The sequence below is a fragment of the Bartonella sp. AC329YNZD genome (genome assembly GCF_042196685.1).
Lineage (GTDB): Bacteria > Pseudomonadota > Alphaproteobacteria > Rhizobiales > Rhizobiaceae > Bartonella.
The window spans coordinates 78,003-97,508 of the sequence record NZ_JBHIQS010000004.1 but is presented as its reverse complement, the minus strand read 5'-3'; the positions used below and the strand labels follow the sequence as shown (position 1 = coordinate 97,508).

Sequence of the window (19,506 nt, the reverse complement as noted above, 5' to 3'; positions counted from 1 at the left end):
CCTAACGGAGCCCATAAAAAAAGCCCCCAAAGGAGCCTATTACACAACACATACTGTATGATTACCCCCATTATTCCAACGTATAAAATATATAAAAAATTCCTTGTAGAAAGATTTTTAATTCCATTGATACCATTCGTCAATAAAAAATTATATTTTCTAAAAAATTTCTTTTTCACGAATTATCTTTTATCTTTCGATAAGTTTTTTTGCAAAGCTATAACTCTTTTATCAAAAAGTAAGCATCCATTCTTCATCAAATTGATTACGAAACCATGTCATTTGTCTTTTTGCATATCTCCTCGTTTGTATTTTTACCGCTTCAAGAGCATTCTCAAAGCTTCTATATCCATCCAAATAAGCCATAAATTCAGGTACACCAATAGCCTTCATTGCTGGTAATGAAGGGGAAAGTTTAAGTTTTTTCATAGCCACCACTTCTTCTAAAGCTCCTCTTTCAATCATAGAATCCAAGCGTTTATGAATACGTTCATAAAGCAGAGGACGTGGTGGCATGAGAAGAATTTTTTCGGTCAAATTCGGCGCAATGATAGGTGTTGTTTTTTGTTTCTGCCACCAACTGAGCGTCTTACCGGTTGCATCATAAACTTCCAAAGCACGGACAATACGCTGTCTATCGTGCGAAGAAATTTTTTCAGCAACATCAGCATCAATCTGTAACAACTGGCCATAAAGACTTTCAGGTCCTTCTTGATCAAGCAGCAGACGCCATTTCTGCCGCACAACATCTGGAACATGAGGAATTTCCGCAATCCCTTCCAAAAGAGCACGAAAATAAAGTCCTGTTCCGCCAACAAAAATAACTGATCTCAAAGAAAAAGTAGCCAATAGCTTCTCAACATCACACAACCATTGCCCTACTGAGTAATTCAACGTAGGACTCACATGACCATAAAGATAATGGGGAACAATCGCAGTATCAGCCTCTCTCGGCCGTGCTGTTAAAATATTTAAAACATCATAAACCTGCATTGAATCAGTATTAATAATGAGAGCATTTTTTTCTTTAGCCATTTGCAAGGCAAGTTCTGACTTCCCACTTGCCGTTGGCCCCGCTATTAATGTAACTGTTCTCTGTGTCATGAATAGCAATTTCTCCCAATCAATAACTTATTGCAACATGCAGACACCCCCAAAGCCACTGTATTTTCTCTCCATGATCATAGAGTAAATACTTCAAACAAAAATACGAACACAAATTCTCTTTAATACAAAGAAAATCCTATGAAACTTATAAAAAAGAAAAAATGGACTTAATAACAACACCAAAGGAATTTCCAAGCATTTTTTGCTATCATAATTCAATAACAAACCACAGCTATAATAATTCTGTCCGTTAAGGCCATTAAAAACATACTCTTTGTCATCATTTATGAAAATAATACTGAGTTTAATCTATACAATCAAATAGCTTTATTTTTTCCTATAAAAATAGCATGCTACGCCGGTTTATAATCAGAGCCTTATAAAGCATCATATCAATACTATTTACTTGCGCATCACAAGCAGAGATAAAAATGGACTTAAGAAAGGTGTACCAATATCTCTTATGCAGCATTTCAAAGTCTAGGCTGTTACAATATTGATAACTGAAAAATACTATGATGGCACCAATTTATACTTTATATCCAGCATAAAGATATAATGATTTCCTATAGACTTTATATTGCACACCCCATGCTCTCTATCGTGAAATGAGCTTGAGAAACATTGGACATCACATGCCTGACTTGCAAAAGACCCCATATACTAAAGCTGCTAAAAAACAAAAAATAATTTTTCAAACATCAATCCATTAAAATCGTTACGAACCGTAACTCTCCATCTGGACGCGCAACAATAAAGAGAGCATTTTTTCGTCCAGCTTCACGTAATTTATGAATACGTCTCTTAGCCTCATCAATTGTTGTGATAGAACTCTGATTGATATCAACTATCACTTCACCAACGCGAATACGCTTTTTATCCGCTGCACTATTTTGTGCAACAGCTGTCACCACTAGTCCTCGAAGTTTATCTGAAATTGAATAACGATGACGCAAATCCTCTGTCAGTTCAGATAACGTCATGCCCATAAATTGCATTGTCACGTTTTTCGACAGATCTTGATTTTTTTTATCATCAACTTCTTCTGTATCTTCATTTGGATCTGTTTCAATCAAACGTCCAAGCTTAACTTTTACTGTTTCTTCTTGCCCATTGCGTAAAACAGTAACGTCCACCACTTTTCCTTCTGAACTTTCTGCAACTAAACGCGGCAAATCACGTGCATGCTTAATTTTGGAATTACCAAAGGAAAGAATAATATCTCCAGTTTGTAACTGGCTATTATCTACATTATTTTCTTTCGTCTGTTCTATTTTACCAGCCACCAATGCTCCCACAGCATTGTCCAATTTTAAACTTTTTGCAATATCCTCTGTTACCGGCTGAATACGAATAGCCAACCAACCACGCCTTATTTCTCCAAAATCACGCAATTGATTAATAACAGAAAGAGCCATATCCGATGGAATAGCAAATCCAATACCGATAGATCCTCCCGAAGGTGAAACAATTGCTGTATTAATGCCAATGACTTCACCATTTCTATCAAATAACGGACCACCAGAATTGCCACGATTAATTGCTGCATCTGTTTGAATAAAATTATCATAGGGACCAGCATTAAGATCACGGTTACGTGCAGAAATAATGCCAACTGTTACACTTCCACCAAAACCATAAGGATTTCCAATAGCCATAACCCAATCACCAATACGTGCCTTTTCTGAATCACCAAAACGCACAGCTTTTAATTTTTTACTTCCTGCATCGACTTGAAGCAACGCCAAATCAGTTTTGCTATCCTTTCCAAGAAGCTTTGCCTTTAGTTTTGTACCATCCGTAAAATTAACTTCAATATCATCAGCATCAACGATAACATGATAATTTGTAACAATAATCCCTTTTTGCGCATCAATCACAAAACCAGACCCTAAAGAACGCACCTTTTGAAATTGACTATCTTTTTGACCATCTTTAGGTGTAAAGAAATCACTAAAATATTCCTCCAACAATGAATCTTTTGGGATAATGGGTACCGCAGTATTTTCATCCTGTTCTGTTCCTTCAACAGTCTGCGCCGTGGAAATATTCACAACTGTTTCCAAAAGCTCAGAAGCTAAATCAGGAATAGAAAGCAATGCCTTGCTTGTCTCGGCTCCCCAAGACAAACTCACTGATCCAGATAGAAACAAAGTCACACAAAAAACAACTCTTGTGATAAAAAACTTTAAAAACGTATTTTTACTCACGACACTTCTATCCATGACATGCCTTTAATCAAAGATGCAAAGAGCCCTACTAAATTTATCTACGTAAAACCAGCACGGCTCGATACTCTCTACCACTTTTACCATAAAAGAAAATGGTCACAGATCATTCTTTTCATGCAAAATCTCGTATCTGCAATCCATTATTTTATCTATTCTCTCCCGATTTTGGATCAGTTTTACTGAGGCCCGTATTCATTGTCGGTAAGAATGCTTTATTTGCCTGCGGCGGATTACGAAAATAGAAAAAGAAATCCTCATTTGGAGAAATCACCATCGGTGTTCTTTCTAAATTCTTGTATTGTTCCATCGCCAACCAAAAATCGTAAAAAGACGGATTAGCCTCCCTCGCATTCAATAAAAGACGAATACTTTCAGCTTGACCTTCACCACGGGTAATTTCAGCATCACGCTTTGCAGCTGCTACAATTTCTTCATATTCACGATTAGCTTCTGCCACAATACGATCTCGCTCCTGCTGACCACGAGCTCGGATATTTTCCGCAGCAGCTTCACGTTCAGCTGCCATTTGCCGATAGACATCTTCTGAAACAGCATCAGTCAAATCGGTTTTACGAATACGCACATCAACAATGGTAATACCCAACGAACCTGCATCTACAGAAAATTGCTTCTGTACTTCAGCCATCATCGCGCCTCGTTCATCCGATAAGGCTGCTTTAAATTCTCGCTTACCATAAACAGCACGCAAAGCGTCAATAAACCGTGGTGCAAGGTTTTCACGTGCCGCAATTTGTGGACGCCCAGAAGCAATGCGCTGTAAAAACAACTTAGGATCTGTAATACGGTAAATAAAGAACGCATCCACCTCATAATACGCACCACCACGAACCTGTACAGATTGTGTAGGAACATCGTAACGCAATAACCGATTATCAACAATGATCATCTTATCGATAAAGGGCGCCTTGAAATAGATTCCAGGATTAGATTCTACCTGAACAATTTGTCCAAAACGCTTAATTGCTACTTGTTGACGAGGATAGACGATAAAAACGCACATCCACAAAATCATCAAAACAAACACTATAGCACTAAAAACAAACAAAAAGCGAGATTGCTGCATAATTAATCTCCTCCAGCAATACGAGAATCTAAGAGTAACGCAGGACGCGCTGATGTTGCCTTTACTTTTTCTGATGACTTGCTACGCAACAATTCATTCAAAGGTAAATAAGGCACCACTGGAGAATTTGCCTGATCAAGAACCAGCTTATTTGGTGAAGAAAGAATCCGCCCCATCGTCTCCATATAGAGACGATAGCGCGCAGCTTCTGGTGAAATCGCAGCCTCTCGAGCTATTGCCTGAAAACGTTCAGCACGCCCTGTTGCCTCTTCAACCATTTGTGCCTTTTCACCTTTTGCGATTTCCCGTGTGCGTGAAGCTTCACCATTTGCTAAACCAATTTTCGTAAAACGCACACGATTCCCCTCTTCAATCATTCTTCCACGTTCCTGCTCCGCCTGCTGAACAGAATTAAACGCAGCAGCAACCTTTGTTGGAGGAGCAGCTTCACTGATAGACACACGGCTTATTTCGACACCAAGTTGATATTTATCGACAGTCAACTGGATAATCTTTCTAACGTCATTAGCAACTTCTTCTTTCTTGTCACGTAAAACATCATCAACCGGCCGCGAACCAATGACCTCACGCATTGCACTCTCAGCAACTTGGCGGACAGTTCCCTCTTGATCATTCACATTGAATAAAAACTGACTAGGATATGAAATCCGATAGTAAACAGAAAAATTAACATTAACGATATTCTGATCACTCGAAAGCATTAAACCATCACTTTGTTGCGCTTGACCAGGCTTTCCACCAATCGCGATTGTTTTTTCCGTTAAAGGTACTTTCATATAGGTCTCAATTGGCCAAAAATGAAAATGCAAGCCATCACCAATAATGCCTTCTTTAGGGATGCCAAAGCGCAGCTCTACCGCTTGTTCATTTTGCTGAACAATATAAATTGACTGGTATAACCAAAAAAACGCAATAAGCAGAAGGAACAAAACAGAAAGACTACTTCTCCCAAATTGTTTAAACTGATCCTGCCCTTTGCGCAAAATATCATTAAGATTAGGACCATTTTCGCTACCATGATTGCCACCAGAACCAAAGATATTCTTAGCTGGTGTTTTTTTTTCACCACTGTTTTTATCGCCACTCCACGGGCCACCACCATTTTGATTTGTCCAGGGCATTATCACCTCTTTAACTGATTACCACTACTCGAACACCAACCATTTGCTTGATCTTATAGGGTGCCTATTACCTCATTATAATACAACTGATAACCCCTTCCACTTCATATTACAAAAATTATTTCCGCTCATAAACAACAAAACGTGTCGGATGACTATCTTTATCCCCTTTTGGAATATCTTGTGTTTGCACAATAGTCCACTTTTCTTTATCAAAAACAGGAAAAAAACTATCACCTTCTATAGAGGCTAAAACTTCTGTAAGGAATATTTTATCAGCCATAGGCAATCCTTGTTGAAAAATTTCCCCTCCCCCAATAATAAAAATTTCCTTTACATTATTTTGAGAAGCAACGCTTGTTGCAAGAGAGCAAGCTTGCGATAAAGAGTGAGCAACAACAGCCCCTTCAGCGTTGAAGGTACAATCACGCGTAATGACGATATTTGTACGCCCTGGTAAAGGGCGCCCAAGAGAATCCCAAGTTTTTCTTCCCATAATAATGGGCTTACCCAATGTCAAAGCTTTAAAGCGTTGCAAATCCGTTGATAAATGCCAAGGCATGGCACCTTCACGACCGATAACACCATTTTCTGCAACCGCAGCAATGAAACAAATGGAAATCATCATATTGCTACCGGCGCCTTAATATGGGACTGTGCTTCATAATTAAGCAATTCAAAATCCTCAAATTGAAAAGAAAAAAGATCTGTTACCGCTGGATTTATGCGCATACATGGCAAAGCATTTGGTCTACGAGACAATTGATATTTTGCCTGTTCAAAATGATTAGAATAAAGATGAGCATCCCCCAGAGTATGAATAAAGTCGCCTACTTTAAGACCGCTTACTTGCGCAATCATCATCGTTAACAGTGCGTAGGATGCAATATTAAATGGAACACCTAAAAAAATATCCGCCGAACGCTGATAAAGCTGACAGGACAATTTTCCCTCCGCAATGTAAAATTGAAAAAGACAATGGCACGGAGGTAAAGCCATTTCTTCTATTAATGCAGGATTCCAAGCAGATACAATCAAGCGACGAGAATCTGGCATTTCCTTAATCATTGTTAAAAGATTACTAATTTGATCAATATGGCGCCCATCAGGAGCAGGCCAAGAACGCCACTGATAACCATAAACAGGACCAAGATCTCCTTTTTCATCAGCCCACTCGTCCCAAATTGATACACCATGCTCTTTCAACCATGCAATATTTGTATCACCTTTAAGAAACCACAAAAGCTCGTAAATAATTGAACGTAAATGTAGTTTTTTTGTTGTCAACAATGGAAATCCTGCTTGTAAATCAAAGCGCATCTGATACCCAAAGATAGATCGCGTTCCAACGCCCGTCCGATCTGTACGATCAATACCCTGATTTAAAACGTGGGATAAAAGAGCCAGATATAATTTCATGAGGGTTATTATGTCCGATTCTCCTCATTATAGAAAATAAAAACTGTAAAATTCGTACAAACATAATTCAAATCTTTATCCGAAAACATCTTACACAAGAAATTATCGTGATCTGACTAAAATTTTTATGCAAAAGATAAAATACTATAGACAGCTTCTGAAGAAAAGAACATAGAGTGATAATGAACAAAAATGGTGAACGTGAAATGAAGGGATTGACTATGGAAAAACAAGAATCTTTAGCATCACATGATACGCAAAAACGTATCTGGGCTATTGTATCCAGTGCATCAGGTAATCTAGTAGAATGGTATGATTTTTATGTTTATTCTTTTACATCCATTTACTTTGCATCACAATTTTTTCCCTCAGATGGCGATGTCGTTGCACAACTTTTAAAGGCCGCTGGTGTCTTTGCTATTGGTTTTCTTATGCGCCCAATCGGCGGATGGCTCTTTGGCTTCATTGCTGACCGCTATGGACGTAAACGCTCAATGCTTATTTCTGTTGGTATGATGTGTGGTGGTTCTTTCTTAATCGCCATACTTCCTACTTATGAAACTATTGGAATGGCAGCAGCAATTCTTTTACTTTTACTCCGAATGCTTCAAGGACTTTCTGTCGGGGGTGAATATGGTACGACAGCCACTTATATGAGTGAAGTGGCACTCAAAAACCGCCGTGGATTTTTTAGCTCTTTTCAATATACCACACTGATTGGTGGACAACTTCTAGCCAGCCTGGTTATATTCATTCTAGCACTTTATCTCACAGAGGATCAACTAAAAGCATGGGGATGGCGTATTCCATTTGCCATTGGGGGCCTAGGAGCAGTTGTTGCAATTTACCTCCGTCGTACACTTCATGAAACAACCACAGAAGAAAATCGTTCTAAAAAGCAAGCTGGTAGTCTTTTAGAGCTTCTACGCAATCACAGGAAAGCTTTTTTTCTAGTTGTTGGCTTTACAGCTGGGGGATCGCTCACATTTTATACCTATACAACTTATATGCAAAAATATCTGATCACAACCACCGGCTTTGATAAACATACTGCAACAACAATCATGACTGCTGCGCTCTTTGTTTTCATGTTACTTCAACCTGCATTTGGTTTTATGGCTGATAAAATTGGAACAAGAACTTCACTACTTATTTGGAGTGTTTTATCTATTATCTTTACGATTCCTGGACTTCATGTAATTGGTAACACTAATGAAACATGGATTGCTCTATCAGTCATTATTGGAATGCTATGCATTATGAGCTTTTATACATCCATCTCTGGTATTGTAAAGTCAGAAATGTTTCCCGCTTCAGTGCGAGCAACAGGTGTTGGATTCTCTTATGCTATTGCCAATGCAGTGTTTGGCGGCTCTGCTGAATACGTAGCGCTTGAATTAAAAGACCTTGGATACGAATCTGTCTTCTATTTTTATATAACCGGCATGATGATTATTGCATTCATTGCGGTTCTCTTGATGCCCGATGCGCGCAAAAAAGGATATTTACAAGGAGACGATATTCATTAACTTTTGATGTTAACAAAAAAGCCCAGTATTCTGGGCTTTTTGTAATTCTTTCCCATAGAAGCTTAAAGCGCACGATTTTTTATCTCTTCAAACACCTAAAGAAGAAATTTTCTCTCCTGCATATACTGCTTATAAAAATAAACAGCTGCATATTATTATGAATAATATGCTTCTTTTGCTGAAGATAAAAAATTTTTGATTTATTTTAATACCCCCCATTCCCACTCAAAATCGAAGAAAAGTGATTATCTTTCAAGAAATTTTATCAATAATAAAGATTCCACTCATGATTTTGTTTAATACGTTCTTAATGGTACCCCTCATGAAACACAAATCCTTTCATGAAAAGTAGAAAATACAATTATATTATGAATTCGCACACTTTTTTGAGAAACATTTCTCAATATACCCAACTCCATTTCACAACGGCACCCGTGAATGACATAACGTAAAAGCCCCGTAAAATATAAACATGGTCATCACTCTCTTTACACTTAATAAAAGTGCAAGCCGCTATTATTATACTATTGACGAACTCTTAATATTGTACTCCCCCTTAACACTTAAGATCATTTCTAAAAAGTATTTTAACTGATACACCAACCTCGCATGCAATAGTCAATAACATCATTTTACGAAACAACATCAAGCATATAAACTAAAGAGTATCATATCTTCATAAATACTCTGCATATGCAAATAATTCACAATCAAACAAAAAACAATATTTCCTTAAGGATAGATTTACGCAATATAACAACACCATGAGCCCAAAACAGCACTGATAGATCTAGAAAAAATCTTTATGTTTCCCTAAAAATTTATCATGATACAATGGCGTTTTTATAATGCACATCGTAAATAGCTTTAAAAAGAAGAAAAGTTATAAATCTAAAAGGGGAATACTTCATGAATAATCAAACAACTTTAGATCCACATGATACAAGGAAACGTATTTTTGCTATTATATCCAGTGCATCCGGTAATCTGGTAGAATGGTACGACTTTTACGCTTACTCCTTTGCATCGGTTTATTTCGCTTCGCAATTCTTTCCTGAAGATGAAGATATCGTTACACAATTGTTAAAAACGGCAGGAATCTTTTTTATTGGCTTTCTTATGCGTCCAATTGGAGCATGGCTCTTTGGGTTTATTGCTGATCGTTATGGACGTAAACGCTCAATGCTTATTTCTGTTTTTATGATGTGTGGGGGCTCTTTTCTCATTGCCATACTTCCCACTTACAAAACTTTGGGAATAACAGCAGCATTCCTTCTCCTTTTTGTCCGTATGTTTCAAGGGCTTTCCGTTGGCGGTGAATATGGTACAGCCGCAACGTATATGAGTGAAGTTGCGCCCAAAAATCGTCGTGGTCTCTTTGCTTCTTTTCAATATGCAACAACGATCTCAGGTCAACTTCTGGCAAGTTTTATAATATTTATTTTAGCCATTTACCTTAACGAGGATCAGTTAAAAGCATGGGGATGGCGTATTCCCTTTGTCATTGGTGGCTTTGGAGCAATCGTTGCAATTTATCTGCGTAGCTTGCTTCATGAAACAACAACCCTCAAAAGCCGCTCTGAACAACACGCTGGTAGTCTTAAAGAACTTTTTCGTAATCATAAAAAAGCGTTCTTTTTGGTTGTTGGCTTTACAGCTGGCGGATCACTCACATTTTATACATACACCACTTATATGCAAAAATATCTGATCACAACCACTGGCTTTGATAAACAAACCGCAACAACAATAATGACTGCCGCCCTCTTTGTTTTTGTGTTACTCCAACCGCTTTTTGGTTCGCTAGCCGATAAAATTGGAGCAAGAGCTTCACTCATCAGTTGGGGTGTATTATCCATTATCTGCACCATTCCTGTACTTAAAATGATCGGGAATGCCCATAATCCATGGACAGCACTCTTAATCATTATTGGAATACTCTGTGTTATGAGTTTTTATACGTCCATTGCTGGTATCATAAAAGCAGAATTGTTCCCTGCTTCAATCCGAGCAATTGGTGTTGGCTTTGCTTTTGCCATTGGCAACGCACTGTTTGGCGGTTCTGCTGAATATGTAGCGCTTGGATTAAAAAATATGGGATACGAATCTGTTTTCTTTTTTTACATCGTTGGTATGATGGTCATTGCACTCATCTCTATTCTCCTTATGCCCGATATTGATAAAGGGGGCTATCTCGATCAAGACGATAAACTTCATTAAATTCATTTCCTGAATAAAAAAGCCCAACTCTTGGGCTTTTTTTGATCTCTTCTCCACCCTAGTAAAGAACGAAAACCCGCCCCGCATTCGTCTTACAAACAACTCAGTTTCTCTTAAATTATCTATAGTTACTACCCTCTTTATGTAATTTACTTGATAAGATTCTATGGGCAAGCCCTACCCTAAATACTTATCATGTATATCTGAAAAACACCTCATACGGAAAACCTTATCTGAATCCTTCCCCCCCCTAAAAAATAATGTATTATGGCGCAAAACGATAAGTAAGGACTTAAAAGTCCCATTTTATACTATTTAACCCTTATGAAATAACTTAATTTTTGCTATTACTTCTTGTAAAATCCATATATTTTATGACATCAAATTATCATTCAAATAATTAATATAGTATTATTATCATAAGGTTTGAAGATATACTTATATAATTTTCAATGTATATTTGTCATATAAACACAATTAAAATTAATATGATAATTTTTTCTAATAAAAAAGTAAAACTCTTAAAAACAATAACAATATAACTCCAATAAATCATCTTAAAGAATTTCTCTAAGAAATTATCATGATACAATTGGATTTTTCTGGAAATCATAAAAAATTATGTTTAGAAATTATATTTAGAAATAAATATATGGACTATAAATCCAAAAGGGGAACAATTCATGGAAAATGAAACAATTTCAGCATCACAGGATGCAAGAAAACGTGTTTTTGCTATTATAGCAAGCGCATCAGGAAATCTCGTAGAGTGGTATGATTTTTACGTTTACTCATTTGCATCAATTTATTTTGCATCACAATTCTTTCCCTCCGATGGTGATACGATTACGCCACTGTTAAAAACCGCGGGTGTGTTTTTTATTGGCTTTCTTATGCGCCCTATTGGAGCTTGGTTTTTAGGATTTATCGCCGATCGTTATGGACGTAAACGCTCGATGCTTATATCCATTTTTATGATGTGTGGTGGCTCTTTTTTCATCGCCATACTTCCCACCTATGAAACCTTAGGAATAACATCAGCAATCCTTTTACTTTTAGCTCGGATGATGCAAGGACTTTCAGCGGGTGGTGAATATGGTACAGCAGCCACTTATATGAGCGAAGTTGCTCTCAAAAAACATCGAGGGCTTTTTGCTTCTTTCCAATCAGCCACCCTTATTACAGGTCAACTTCTTGCCAGCTTCATTATATTTATTCTAGCATCTTATCTCTCTGAAGATCAATTAAAAGCATGGGGATGGCGCATTCCTTTTGTGATTGGTGGTTTCGGGGCAGTGATTGCGATTTATCTGCGTCGTTCTCTCCACGAAACAACCACGAAAGAAAGCCGCTCTCACAAACACTCTGGCAGTCTTAAGGAACTTCTCACCAAGCATACAAAAGCCGTTGTCGTAATTGCATGCTTTGCATCAGGAGGATCACTCACATTTTACACCTTTACGACTTATATGCAAAAATATCTGATCACAACCACCGGCTTTGATAAACATACCGCAACAACGATTATGACAGCTGTACTATTTATTTTCATCCTATTCCAACCCATAGCTGGTATCATAGCCGATAAAATTGGAACAAAAACTTTACTTATCATTTGGAGTATACTCTCTGTCATCTTTACATTTCCTGGACTCTGGATAATCGGTAATACGCATAGTCTATGGGTTGCCTTATCGGTCATTATTGGCTTGCTCTTCATTATGAGCATGTATACATCCATCTCTGGTGTCGTAAAATCAGCAATGTTTCCCTCTTCAATACGTGGATTAGGCGTTAGTATCTCTCATGCCATTGGTAACGCTTTATTTGGTGGTTCTGCTGAATACGTTGCGCTTGGATTAAAAAAGTACGGTCATGAATCACTCTTTTATTTTTATATAACCGTCGTGATGATCATGGCATTCATTGCTCTTCTCTTTGTCCCGAGTATGCGTAAAGGGGGATACCTCCAAGAAGATGAAAAACATTAACCCTTTTTATAAACGAAAAAAGCCCAAGAGATTGGGCTTTTTTATCATTATCGCAAATTTAATATTGTTTAAATTTTATGAAGTGCATTAAGGTGCTTAGCAACTAGATAATAAAAAGTCAGTCGACTTTTTCTACGCTCTCCAGACATCATCTCAGCCACTTTTGAAACGGCCATTTTAGCACTCTGTTCATCAGCTTCTAAAACATCTTGAACCCATTTTTCAACACGTTCTAACTCTTTTGGATCTGTTGTAGCAACAAGCGCTGCATCCTGTTTTTTCATCACCAAAGCTAAACGATGGCTAAGTCGTTCTACTGCTGCTTCATCAGGATTTGGATCATATAGTTTAATATCTGCTAAATTATTTGTCATTTTTCATCATCTCCTCTCCAAAAACGAGCGGCCTATACTTTAAAACCGCATCATATAGCTCCATAAATAACTAGAGGATTAAAAATATTAACAACCCCCCTTTTCCTGAGACCATTCTTCATCTATATTTAAGAGGCTGGCTTACCAGCTATGGTAATAAATGGACGGTGAAATAAACCTATTGGACCCGGGGGCGGTACCCGGCGCCTCCACCAAAATATAAGAAACCCAAATTATATTTTGCTGGGGGCGAAATAGGATCGACAAGGGTGTAAAGATCGCTCTTTTACTCGGCATTGTACCACCGTTATCGGGCTAAATGAGTAGTTGCAAATGACAACTATGCGGAAGCACGTCTCGCCGCTTAAGGTGGTGTGAATGTTTCAAATTGAGTCTTAAACCGTCGCAGGTTTAAGCGGGGTTCGGAGGCACCTGGCAACAGAAGCCTTCACTTTTTTTAAATGTTATTGATTGATCTTTCAGGCATTATCAGACATTATTTATCTTAGAGTTTCGCGTTTTTTCAATTCATTGAGGTGCATCGTAGATAAAATATTGCTAGTTTTAAAATACATTTCTATTACACAACATCAATATGACCCATTCTGCTACGTGAAATAAAAGGAATAAACTTCGATGGTTAAAGATCAAATCCGTTACGATATTCTCGTTCAGGATGCGCTTCGTGGAGTTATCCGTAAAGTTTTATCGGAAGTTTCTAAAGCTGGTCTTCCGGGAAATCATCATTTTTTTATAACTTTTTTGACGAATTCCCCAGGCGTTAAAATTTCTTCTCGGCTAAAAAATCGCTATCCTGAGCAAATGACAATCGTCTTGCAACATCAGTTTAGAGATCTCAGTGTTTCAGAAACAGCCTTCGAAGTAACCCTCTCTTTCAGGGAAATAACAGAAAAACTGGTGATTCCTTTTACTTCCATTCAGGTCTTTTATGATCCTGTAGCAGCATTTGAAGCAGCATTTGACCTGCCCTCAAGTCTTACCTCTGGAGAAAGTGAAAATTCAGAAAACACCTTACCTGCACCCATTACTCTATCAAACAAACAAAAAAAAGAAAATACGCTCACAGAAGAACAAAATCTCAGTACCAATAAAGAACCTTCAAATAACGATACAAAACAAAGTGCTGATGTTGTCTCTTTAGATTCTTTTCGGAAAAAATAAACTTTCTCATGCCTGAATTAATTAACCTTCGCCAATTTCGAAAACAAAAAAAGCGTACAGAGAAAGCTCTTCATGCTGAGCAAAATCGTTATCGTTTTGGACGAACAAAAACTAAAAAACTTTTTGAGCAACAAAAATCTTTAAAAACGCAAAAATTTCTTGATCAAAATCGTTTACGAAATGACGAATAAAGGTAGAAAAATGCACGAAAATAATTCTATCGATTGGTCAAAAGTCATTCCACGAAAGATATCTGTTCGCGTTGATGGACACGCAACAAGCGTTTCTTTAGAATCACCATTTTTAGATATTCTAAAAGATATAGCCCGCAAAAAAGGACAATCTTTAGCCTTTATTATTACCGATATTGATAGCAAAAGACCACAACAAGTAAATCTTTCGGCCTCGTTACGCGTTTATGCCCTTCAAAGCGTTCTCACCCAACGCCTTTAATGTTTGTGCTTATTTTTTTACGTTCTCTTTCTGTCTGTTCAACTGAAACTGTTGTGACTTTTTAAGAGAAGTTTTTTTAATCTAGAACTTCAATGAAAAAAAGACTACAAAAGAGATACAATGAGTAATTTTTCTGATCACACCATACCTTTCTTTGAAGAAGATTCCCCTCCAGACCATGATAAGGAAAATTCTGGGTTTTCTTCCCCTGTCCTAAAAGAAAAAAAATCATATAATACAAACTATTTAGAACAGCTCAATCCAGAACAGCAACAAGCTGTTATGAATACTGAGGGGCCTCTTTTAGTTCTTGCAGGTGCTGGTACTGGAAAAACACGCGTTTTAACAACCCGTATTTCTCACATTCTGCGCTCTGGACTCGCCTCACCTCAACAAATACTTGCTGTCACTTTCACCAACAAAGCAGCCCGTGAAATGAAAACACGTATTGGTGAACTTATTGGAGAAGTTGTTGAAGGTATGCCTTGGCTTGGAACCTTTCATTCCACTGGAGCTAAAATTTTACGCCGTCACGCAGAGCTTGTTGATTTAAAAAGAAACTTTACAATTCTCGATAGCGATGATGTTCTTCGACTTTTAAAACAACTTATTCAAGCTGAAGGATTAGACGATAAGCGTTGGCCCGCACGAAACCTTGCCATGATGATTGATTCTTGGAAAAATCAAGGACTTTCACCAACACATATCTCAAAAAGTGATGCTCATTCCTTTGGTAACGGCATGGGACGTGAACTTTATCACAGTTATCAAAATCGATTAAAAGATCTTAATGCTTGTGATTTTGGTGACCTTCTACTTCATTCTATCTCTATCTTCCAACATAATCCAGATATTCTTCGCGAATATCATTCTCAATTTCGTTATATTCTTGTCGATGAATATCAGGATACAAATACAGCACAATATCTTTGGCTTCGCCTTTTGGCCCAACATCCTCAAGGTCAACATGTTAATCTTTGTTGTGTTGGCGATGATGATCAATCCATTTATGGATGGCGTGGTGCAAAAGTCGAAAACATATTACGTTTTGAAAAAGATTTTCCTTCTGCTAAAATTATTCGTCTAGAATGCAATTATCGCTCAACATCCCATATTCTTAAAACCGCCTCCCATCTCATTGCTCATAACGAAGAAAGACTGGGAAAAGTCCTTTTTTCTGCTCAAATAAAGAGTGAGGAAGAAAAGGTAAAAATTCATTCAGCATGGGATTCGGCAGAAGAAGCACGAGCAATCGGAGAAGAGATCGAACGCGCACAACAAACCGGTCATGCATTAAATCATATGGCTATATTGGTACGCGCATCATTTCAAATGCGTGAATTTGAAGATCGCTTTGTAACACTTGGCCTTAATTATCGCGTCATTGGTGGTCCTCGTTTTTATGAGCGAATGGAAATACGTGATGCCATGGCTTATTTACGCGTTGTTGTCCAACCTACTGATGATTTAGCTTTTGAGCGTGTTATTAATACACCAAAACGCGGCATAGGAGATGCAACCCTGCGCATTCTTTATGAGAGTGCACGTGCACGTGCTGTTCCTCTCTTTTCTGCTGCCGCTGACATCATTGAAACAGACGAGCTAAAACCTAAAGCACGCACTGCTTTACGAAGCCTCATTGAAAACTTCCGCCGCTGGCAAAATATGCTTCAAGACACTCCTCATAGAGAACTTGCCGAGATCATCCTTGATGATTCTGGTTATACAAACATGTGGTTAGAAGATCGCTCACCAGAGGCTCCTACACGATTAGAAAATCTTAAAGAAATGATTCGTTCCATGGAACAATTTGAAAATCTTCAAAGTTTTTTGGAACATGTTGCACTCGTTATGGAAACGGAAAATAATGAAAATATGGATGCAGTCAACATCATGACCCTTCATTCAGCCAAAGGACTTGAATTTGAAACAGTTTTTCTTCCAGGTTGGGAAGAAGGACTCTTTCCCCACCAGCGCTCATTAGATGAAGGTGGACGTTCAGGATTAGAAGAAGAACGGCGTCTTGCTTACGTAGGTCTAACAAGAGCAAAAAAACATTTGCATATATGGTTTGTATCGAATCGAAGAATTCATGGACTTTGGCAACCTGCTCTCCCCTCCCGTTTTTTAGATGAATTACCAGCAGAACATATAGAAGTTGTAGAAATGGAAACATCCTATGGTGGTTATGGAAAATCTTCCTTTCAACATCACGATTCCTTTTATAATGACTATGCAACACCAAGACAAAAGCGTGCACAAAAAAACAAAAATATTGAAGGGAAAGTTATCTCTCAATCACTCTCTCATGCACCATCAGATTTTTCTGTCAATGATCAGATTTTTCACATAAAATTTGGTTATGGTCATATTACAGCAATAGACGATCATAAATTGACAATAATGTTCGAAAAAGCCGGAGAAAAGCGTGTACTAGATAATTTTGTAAACAAAGCTTAATTACAAGCAAACCACGATCAGTTTTTTCAAGAAACCACTTTATTTTATTCTGAATGTCATTTCCATTTGCGAACAAAGGCTTCAATGGGCAAATTTTGCATATCAGGCAATGCGTTGTGAATTTTATCAAGCGGCCAATCCCACCAAGCCATATCTAAAAGGCATTCTATCACATGATTGGGAAAACGCATCCGCAATTGCTTAGCAGGAACCCCAACAACAATCGTATAAGGCATAACATCTTTTGTTATAACGGCATTTGCTCCAATAATTGCCCCATGTCCAACTGTTACCCCAGGCATAATAACAGCCCCATGCCCAATCCACACATCATGCCCAATAATAACACGTTTTACACAACGCCTTTCACGAAAACCACTATCTAATGCCATATAACGAAAATATTCGTTTGGACGATAGGTTATTTTATGCGTTGAAACGCGCTCCATAGGATGCTCCAACGCATTCATTCGTACATGAGATGCAATAGAACAAAAACGCCCAATATCGCTATAAATAGCCTCACTGTTACGTTCTAAATAAGAAAAATCTCCAATGGTTACATCACGCAAAACTACCCGCTCATTAATTTCCACATAGCGCCCTAATTTGCAACCATGCAGCTGTGCTGTCGTATGGATACGAGGTTTACTTTCATGAAATCGAAGATCGTTTTCAATATTCATTCTTACCTTCCATCAATTGCTTCATCAATAAATATGGAAAGACATACCAACCAAACCAATAAAATCAACCATGAAACAAACATTGCAAAACAAACCTGCCGATGTTACAATTTCTTGATCTATCTAAGAGAGTCAAACTATGAAAAATGTACTCCGCATTTTAGGGCTAACAGTTATATTTCTTACGGGGATTTTTATTTATGATGCATTTATAAATAAGCCTTTAGGTGATAACTTTACGCTCACTGATTCAAATGGAAAAACGATTACCGAAGCTGATATTCGAAGCCAGCCTTCAATAATTTTTTTCGGCTTCACTATGTGTCCTGAAATCTGCCCTACCACACTGATGAATCTTGATCGATGGCTTACAGCACTTGGACCTGAAGCTGATAAGTTAGGAGTATGGTTTGTGACTGTTGACCCCGAACGTGATACACCAGAAGTACTCCATAATTATCTCAGCAATTTTAACAATAAAATCGTTGGTATCAGTGGAGATCCTGATAAAGTTCATAAAATGGTCAATTCTTTCAACATCGTTGCTGAAAAAGTCCCTGAAACAGATGAAAGCTATACTTATAACCATACAGCAGCAATTTTTTTACTCAAAAAAGGTGGAAAATTAGCTGGCGTTATCCGTTATGACACGAAAGAAAGCGATAGCGAATTAAAAGATGAAATCGCCATTGAACGGCTAAAAAAACTCATATCAAACTAAAAAAGCCAATCAAAAGAAAGAACAGCATGTCGCAACAAATTCGCTTCTATTATACTGCTTTCAAAAGTGAAGCAGAGCAATTTTATACCCTTATAGAAAGAGCTTTTGATGAAGAAGGATATCCTCTTGCTCTTATAGAGATAGATGAACAAAATGCTATATATGAGCTTTCTCTATATGTTGATCAAGACAATCAAGAAGACGCATTGAAACGTTTTGCAAGCGTTCTTTCTATAGATTCTGATAAAATTAATATGGAAGTTTTACCCAATATTGATTGGGTACAAAAAAGTCTAGAAGGACTAAAACCTGTACATGCTGGTCCTTTTTTCCTTCATGGAAGTCACAACAGAAACGCCATTCCAGCTAATGTTCTCCCTATTGAAATTGAAGCAAATCAAGCCTTTGGAACAGGACATCATGGGACAACAGCTGGTTGTTTGGAAATGATTGCCAAAGTAATGAAACACGAAAATCCACAAAATGCCCTTGATCTTGGAACTGGTAGTGGAGTCTTAGCCATTGGCATAGCAATGCTCAAGCCCATTAGTATTCTCGCCTCCGATATTGATCCTATTGCTATTCAAGTTGCACAACATAATATCGAGCTTAATGGCGTAAAAGAGTATATTACAGCTGTTACAGCAACAAGTTTTACCCATGAACACATTACAACACGTGCGCCTTTTGATCTCATTGTTGCCAATATTCTTGCCAATCCTCTCATTGAACTTGCGCAAGAAATGGTAAAAGCCCTTAAAAAAGGGGGATCACTTATACTCTCTGGAATTCTTGAAGAGCAACACGCCTACGTTTTAGATACTTATATAAAACAAGGACTCAAGCATATCGAAACATACCACCGTCAAGGATGGGTAACGATACATCTGAAATAAAATAAAAGGAC

The 19,506-nt window shown here is 37.7% G+C and carries 17 protein-coding genes and 1 other RNA gene; 10 read left to right on the top strand and 8 right to left on the bottom strand.

Translation table 11 applies throughout. The features are described 5' to 3' along the window. Nucleotides 1-231 precede the first annotated feature (231 nt). The 6 genes from miaA to ACFIMW_RS03625 form a co-directional block, all read right to left on the bottom strand. On the bottom strand, nucleotides 232-1,104 hold the full coding sequence (gene miaA / locus ACFIMW_RS03650) for a tRNA (adenosine(37)-N6)-dimethylallyltransferase MiaA (protein WP_375608254.1): 873 nt from the start codon (nucleotides 1,102-1,104) through the stop codon (nucleotides 232-234). A 704-nt stretch (nucleotides 1,105-1,808) separates the two neighbouring features. Further along, nucleotides 1,809-3,332 carry a Do family serine endopeptidase gene (locus ACFIMW_RS03645; protein ID WP_375608253.1) on the bottom strand — a complete coding sequence of 508 codons (1,524 nt, stop codon included), beginning with the start codon at nucleotides 3,330-3,332 and terminating at the stop codon, nucleotides 1,809-1,811. Nucleotides 3,333-3,483: 151 nt separating this feature from the next. Then, a complete protein-coding gene (gene hflC, locus ACFIMW_RS03640; protein WP_375608252.1) occupies nucleotides 3,484-4,422 on the bottom strand; it encodes a protease modulator HflC in 939 nt (312 codons plus the stop codon). 2 nt (nucleotides 4,423-4,424) lie between these two features. Continuing rightward, on the bottom strand, nucleotides 4,425-5,564 hold the full coding sequence (hflK, locus tag ACFIMW_RS03635; RefSeq protein ID WP_375608251.1) for an FtsH protease activity modulator HflK: 1,140 nt from the start codon (nucleotides 5,562-5,564) through the stop codon (nucleotides 4,425-4,427). 118 nt (nucleotides 5,565-5,682) lie between these two features. Next, a complete protein-coding gene (locus ACFIMW_RS03630) occupies nucleotides 5,683-6,192 on the bottom strand; it encodes a dihydrofolate reductase (protein WP_375606988.1) in 510 nt (169 codons plus the stop codon). Then, nucleotides 6,189-6,983 carry a thymidylate synthase gene (locus ACFIMW_RS03625; RefSeq protein WP_375606987.1) on the bottom strand — a complete coding sequence of 265 codons (795 nt, stop codon included), beginning with the start codon at nucleotides 6,981-6,983 and terminating at the stop codon, nucleotides 6,189-6,191. Before ACFIMW_RS03625 ends, ACFIMW_RS03630 begins: the two co-directional genes overlap by 4 nt. A gap of 221 nt (nucleotides 6,984-7,204) precedes the next feature. Here ACFIMW_RS03625 and ACFIMW_RS03620 point away from each other — a divergent pair, with 221 nt between their 5' ends. The 3 genes from ACFIMW_RS03620 to ACFIMW_RS03610 all read left to right on the top strand — a co-directional run bounded on the left by ACFIMW_RS03620 (nucleotide 7,205) and on the right by ACFIMW_RS03610 (nucleotide 12,723). Continuing rightward, nucleotides 7,205-8,512 carry an MFS family transporter gene (locus ACFIMW_RS03620; protein ID WP_375607008.1) on the top strand — a complete coding sequence of 436 codons (1,308 nt, stop codon included), beginning with the start codon at nucleotides 7,205-7,207 and terminating at the stop codon, nucleotides 8,510-8,512. A gap of 909 nt (nucleotides 8,513-9,421) precedes the next feature. Then, nucleotides 9,422-10,732, top strand: coding sequence for an MFS family transporter (locus ACFIMW_RS03615; RefSeq protein WP_375608250.1), 1,311 nt, complete (start codon nucleotides 9,422-9,424; stop codon nucleotides 10,730-10,732). A gap of 683 nt (nucleotides 10,733-11,415) precedes the next feature. Beyond that, complete coding sequence (locus ACFIMW_RS03610) at nucleotides 11,416-12,723, top strand: MFS transporter (RefSeq protein ID WP_375606985.1); 1,308 nt, start codon at nucleotides 11,416-11,418, stop codon at nucleotides 12,721-12,723. Nucleotides 12,724-12,791: 68 nt separating this feature from the next. Here ACFIMW_RS03610 and ACFIMW_RS03605 read toward each other — a convergent pair whose 3' ends face one another. Then, a complete protein-coding gene (locus tag ACFIMW_RS03605; RefSeq protein ID WP_375608249.1) occupies nucleotides 12,792-13,097 on the bottom strand; it encodes a DUF2853 family protein in 306 nt (101 codons plus the stop codon). Between the two features lie 96 nt (nucleotides 13,098-13,193). Here ACFIMW_RS03605 and ssrA point away from each other — a divergent pair. The 5 genes from ssrA to ACFIMW_RS03580 all read left to right on the top strand — a co-directional run bounded on the left by ssrA (nucleotide 13,194) and on the right by ACFIMW_RS03580 (nucleotide 17,192). Then, nucleotides 13,194-13,550: a transfer-messenger RNA gene (gene ssrA / locus ACFIMW_RS03600) on the top strand. Nucleotides 13,551-13,733: 183 nt separating this feature from the next. Then, nucleotides 13,734-14,279, top strand: a complete 546-nt coding sequence (locus tag ACFIMW_RS03595; protein ID WP_375608248.1) for an SspB family protein — start codon at nucleotides 13,734-13,736, stop codon at nucleotides 14,277-14,279. An 8-nt stretch (nucleotides 14,280-14,287) separates the two neighbouring features. Continuing rightward, entirely contained in the window at nucleotides 14,288-14,470 is a 183-nt protein-coding gene (locus ACFIMW_RS03590) for a DUF4169 family protein (RefSeq protein ID WP_375608247.1), read from the top strand. A gap of 10 nt (nucleotides 14,471-14,480) precedes the next feature. Continuing rightward, on the top strand, nucleotides 14,481-14,732 hold the full coding sequence (locus tag ACFIMW_RS03585; RefSeq protein WP_375608246.1) for a ribbon-helix-helix domain-containing protein: 252 nt from the start codon (nucleotides 14,481-14,483) through the stop codon (nucleotides 14,730-14,732). A gap of 120 nt (nucleotides 14,733-14,852) precedes the next feature. Next, nucleotides 14,853-17,192, top strand: coding sequence for an ATP-dependent helicase (locus ACFIMW_RS03580; RefSeq protein WP_375608245.1), 2,340 nt, complete (start codon nucleotides 14,853-14,855; stop codon nucleotides 17,190-17,192). Nucleotides 17,193-17,248: 56 nt separating this feature from the next. On the opposite strand, the gene ACFIMW_RS03575 is transcribed toward ACFIMW_RS03580, so the two are convergent. Then, nucleotides 17,249-17,878, bottom strand: a complete 630-nt coding sequence (locus ACFIMW_RS03575; RefSeq protein WP_375608244.1) for a DapH/DapD/GlmU-related protein — start codon at nucleotides 17,876-17,878, stop codon at nucleotides 17,249-17,251. A 139-nt stretch (nucleotides 17,879-18,017) separates the two neighbouring features. Between ACFIMW_RS03575 and ACFIMW_RS03570 the strand changes: the two genes are divergently transcribed. Continuing rightward, the gene (locus tag ACFIMW_RS03570; RefSeq protein WP_375608243.1) at nucleotides 18,018-18,599 is read left to right on the top strand and encodes an SCO family protein; all 582 of its coding nucleotides are present in this window, start codon (nucleotides 18,018-18,020) and stop codon (nucleotides 18,597-18,599) included. A gap of 26 nt (nucleotides 18,600-18,625) precedes the next feature. Beyond that, nucleotides 18,626-19,495 (top strand): 50S ribosomal protein L11 methyltransferase, encoded by an 870-nt coding sequence (locus ACFIMW_RS03565; protein WP_375606978.1) that lies wholly within the window; start codon nucleotides 18,626-18,628, stop codon nucleotides 19,493-19,495. The last annotated feature ends 11 nt before the right edge of the window (nucleotides 19,496-19,506 follow it).

Bases quoted from the DNA above. Each gene is read 5' to 3' on its own strand.
- miaA (WP_375608254.1), bottom strand. From the start codon at position 1,104: ATGACACAGAGAACAGTTACATTAATAGCGGGGCCAACGGCAAGTGGG.
- ACFIMW_RS03645 (WP_375608253.1), bottom strand. From the start codon at position 3,332: ATGGATAGAAGTGTCGTGAGTAAAAATACGTTTTTAAAGTTTTTTATC.
- hflC (WP_375608252.1), bottom strand. From the start codon at position 4,422: ATGCAGCAATCTCGCTTTTTGTTTGTTTTTAGTGCTATAGTGTTTGTT.
- hflK (WP_375608251.1), bottom strand. From the start codon at position 5,564: ATGCCCTGGACAAATCAAAATGGTGGTGGCCCGTGGAGTGGCGATAAA.
- ACFIMW_RS03630 (WP_375606988.1), bottom strand. From the start codon at position 6,192: ATGATGATTTCCATTTGTTTCATTGCTGCGGTTGCAGAAAATGGTGTT.
- ACFIMW_RS03625 (WP_375606987.1), bottom strand. From the start codon at position 6,983: ATGAAATTATATCTGGCTCTTTTATCCCACGTTTTAAATCAGGGTATT.
- ACFIMW_RS03620 (WP_375607008.1), top strand. From the start codon at position 7,205: ATGGAAAAACAAGAATCTTTAGCATCACATGATACGCAAAAACGTATC.
- ACFIMW_RS03615 (WP_375608250.1), top strand. From the start codon at position 9,422: ATGAATAATCAAACAACTTTAGATCCACATGATACAAGGAAACGTATT.
- ACFIMW_RS03610 (WP_375606985.1), top strand. From the start codon at position 11,416: ATGGAAAATGAAACAATTTCAGCATCACAGGATGCAAGAAAACGTGTT.
- ACFIMW_RS03605 (WP_375608249.1), bottom strand. From the start codon at position 13,097: ATGACAAATAATTTAGCAGATATTAAACTATATGATCCAAATCCTGAT.
- ACFIMW_RS03595 (WP_375608248.1), top strand. From the start codon at position 13,734: ATGGTTAAAGATCAAATCCGTTACGATATTCTCGTTCAGGATGCGCTT.
- ACFIMW_RS03590 (WP_375608247.1), top strand. From the start codon at position 14,288: ATGCCTGAATTAATTAACCTTCGCCAATTTCGAAAACAAAAAAAGCGT.
- ACFIMW_RS03585 (WP_375608246.1), top strand. From the start codon at position 14,481: ATGCACGAAAATAATTCTATCGATTGGTCAAAAGTCATTCCACGAAAG.
- ACFIMW_RS03580 (WP_375608245.1), top strand. From the start codon at position 14,853: ATGAGTAATTTTTCTGATCACACCATACCTTTCTTTGAAGAAGATTCC.
- ACFIMW_RS03575 (WP_375608244.1), bottom strand. From the start codon at position 17,878: ATGAATATTGAAAACGATCTTCGATTTCATGAAAGTAAACCTCGTATC.
- ACFIMW_RS03570 (WP_375608243.1), top strand. From the start codon at position 18,018: ATGAAAAATGTACTCCGCATTTTAGGGCTAACAGTTATATTTCTTACG.
- ACFIMW_RS03565 (WP_375606978.1), top strand. From the start codon at position 18,626: ATGTCGCAACAAATTCGCTTCTATTATACTGCTTTCAAAAGTGAAGCA.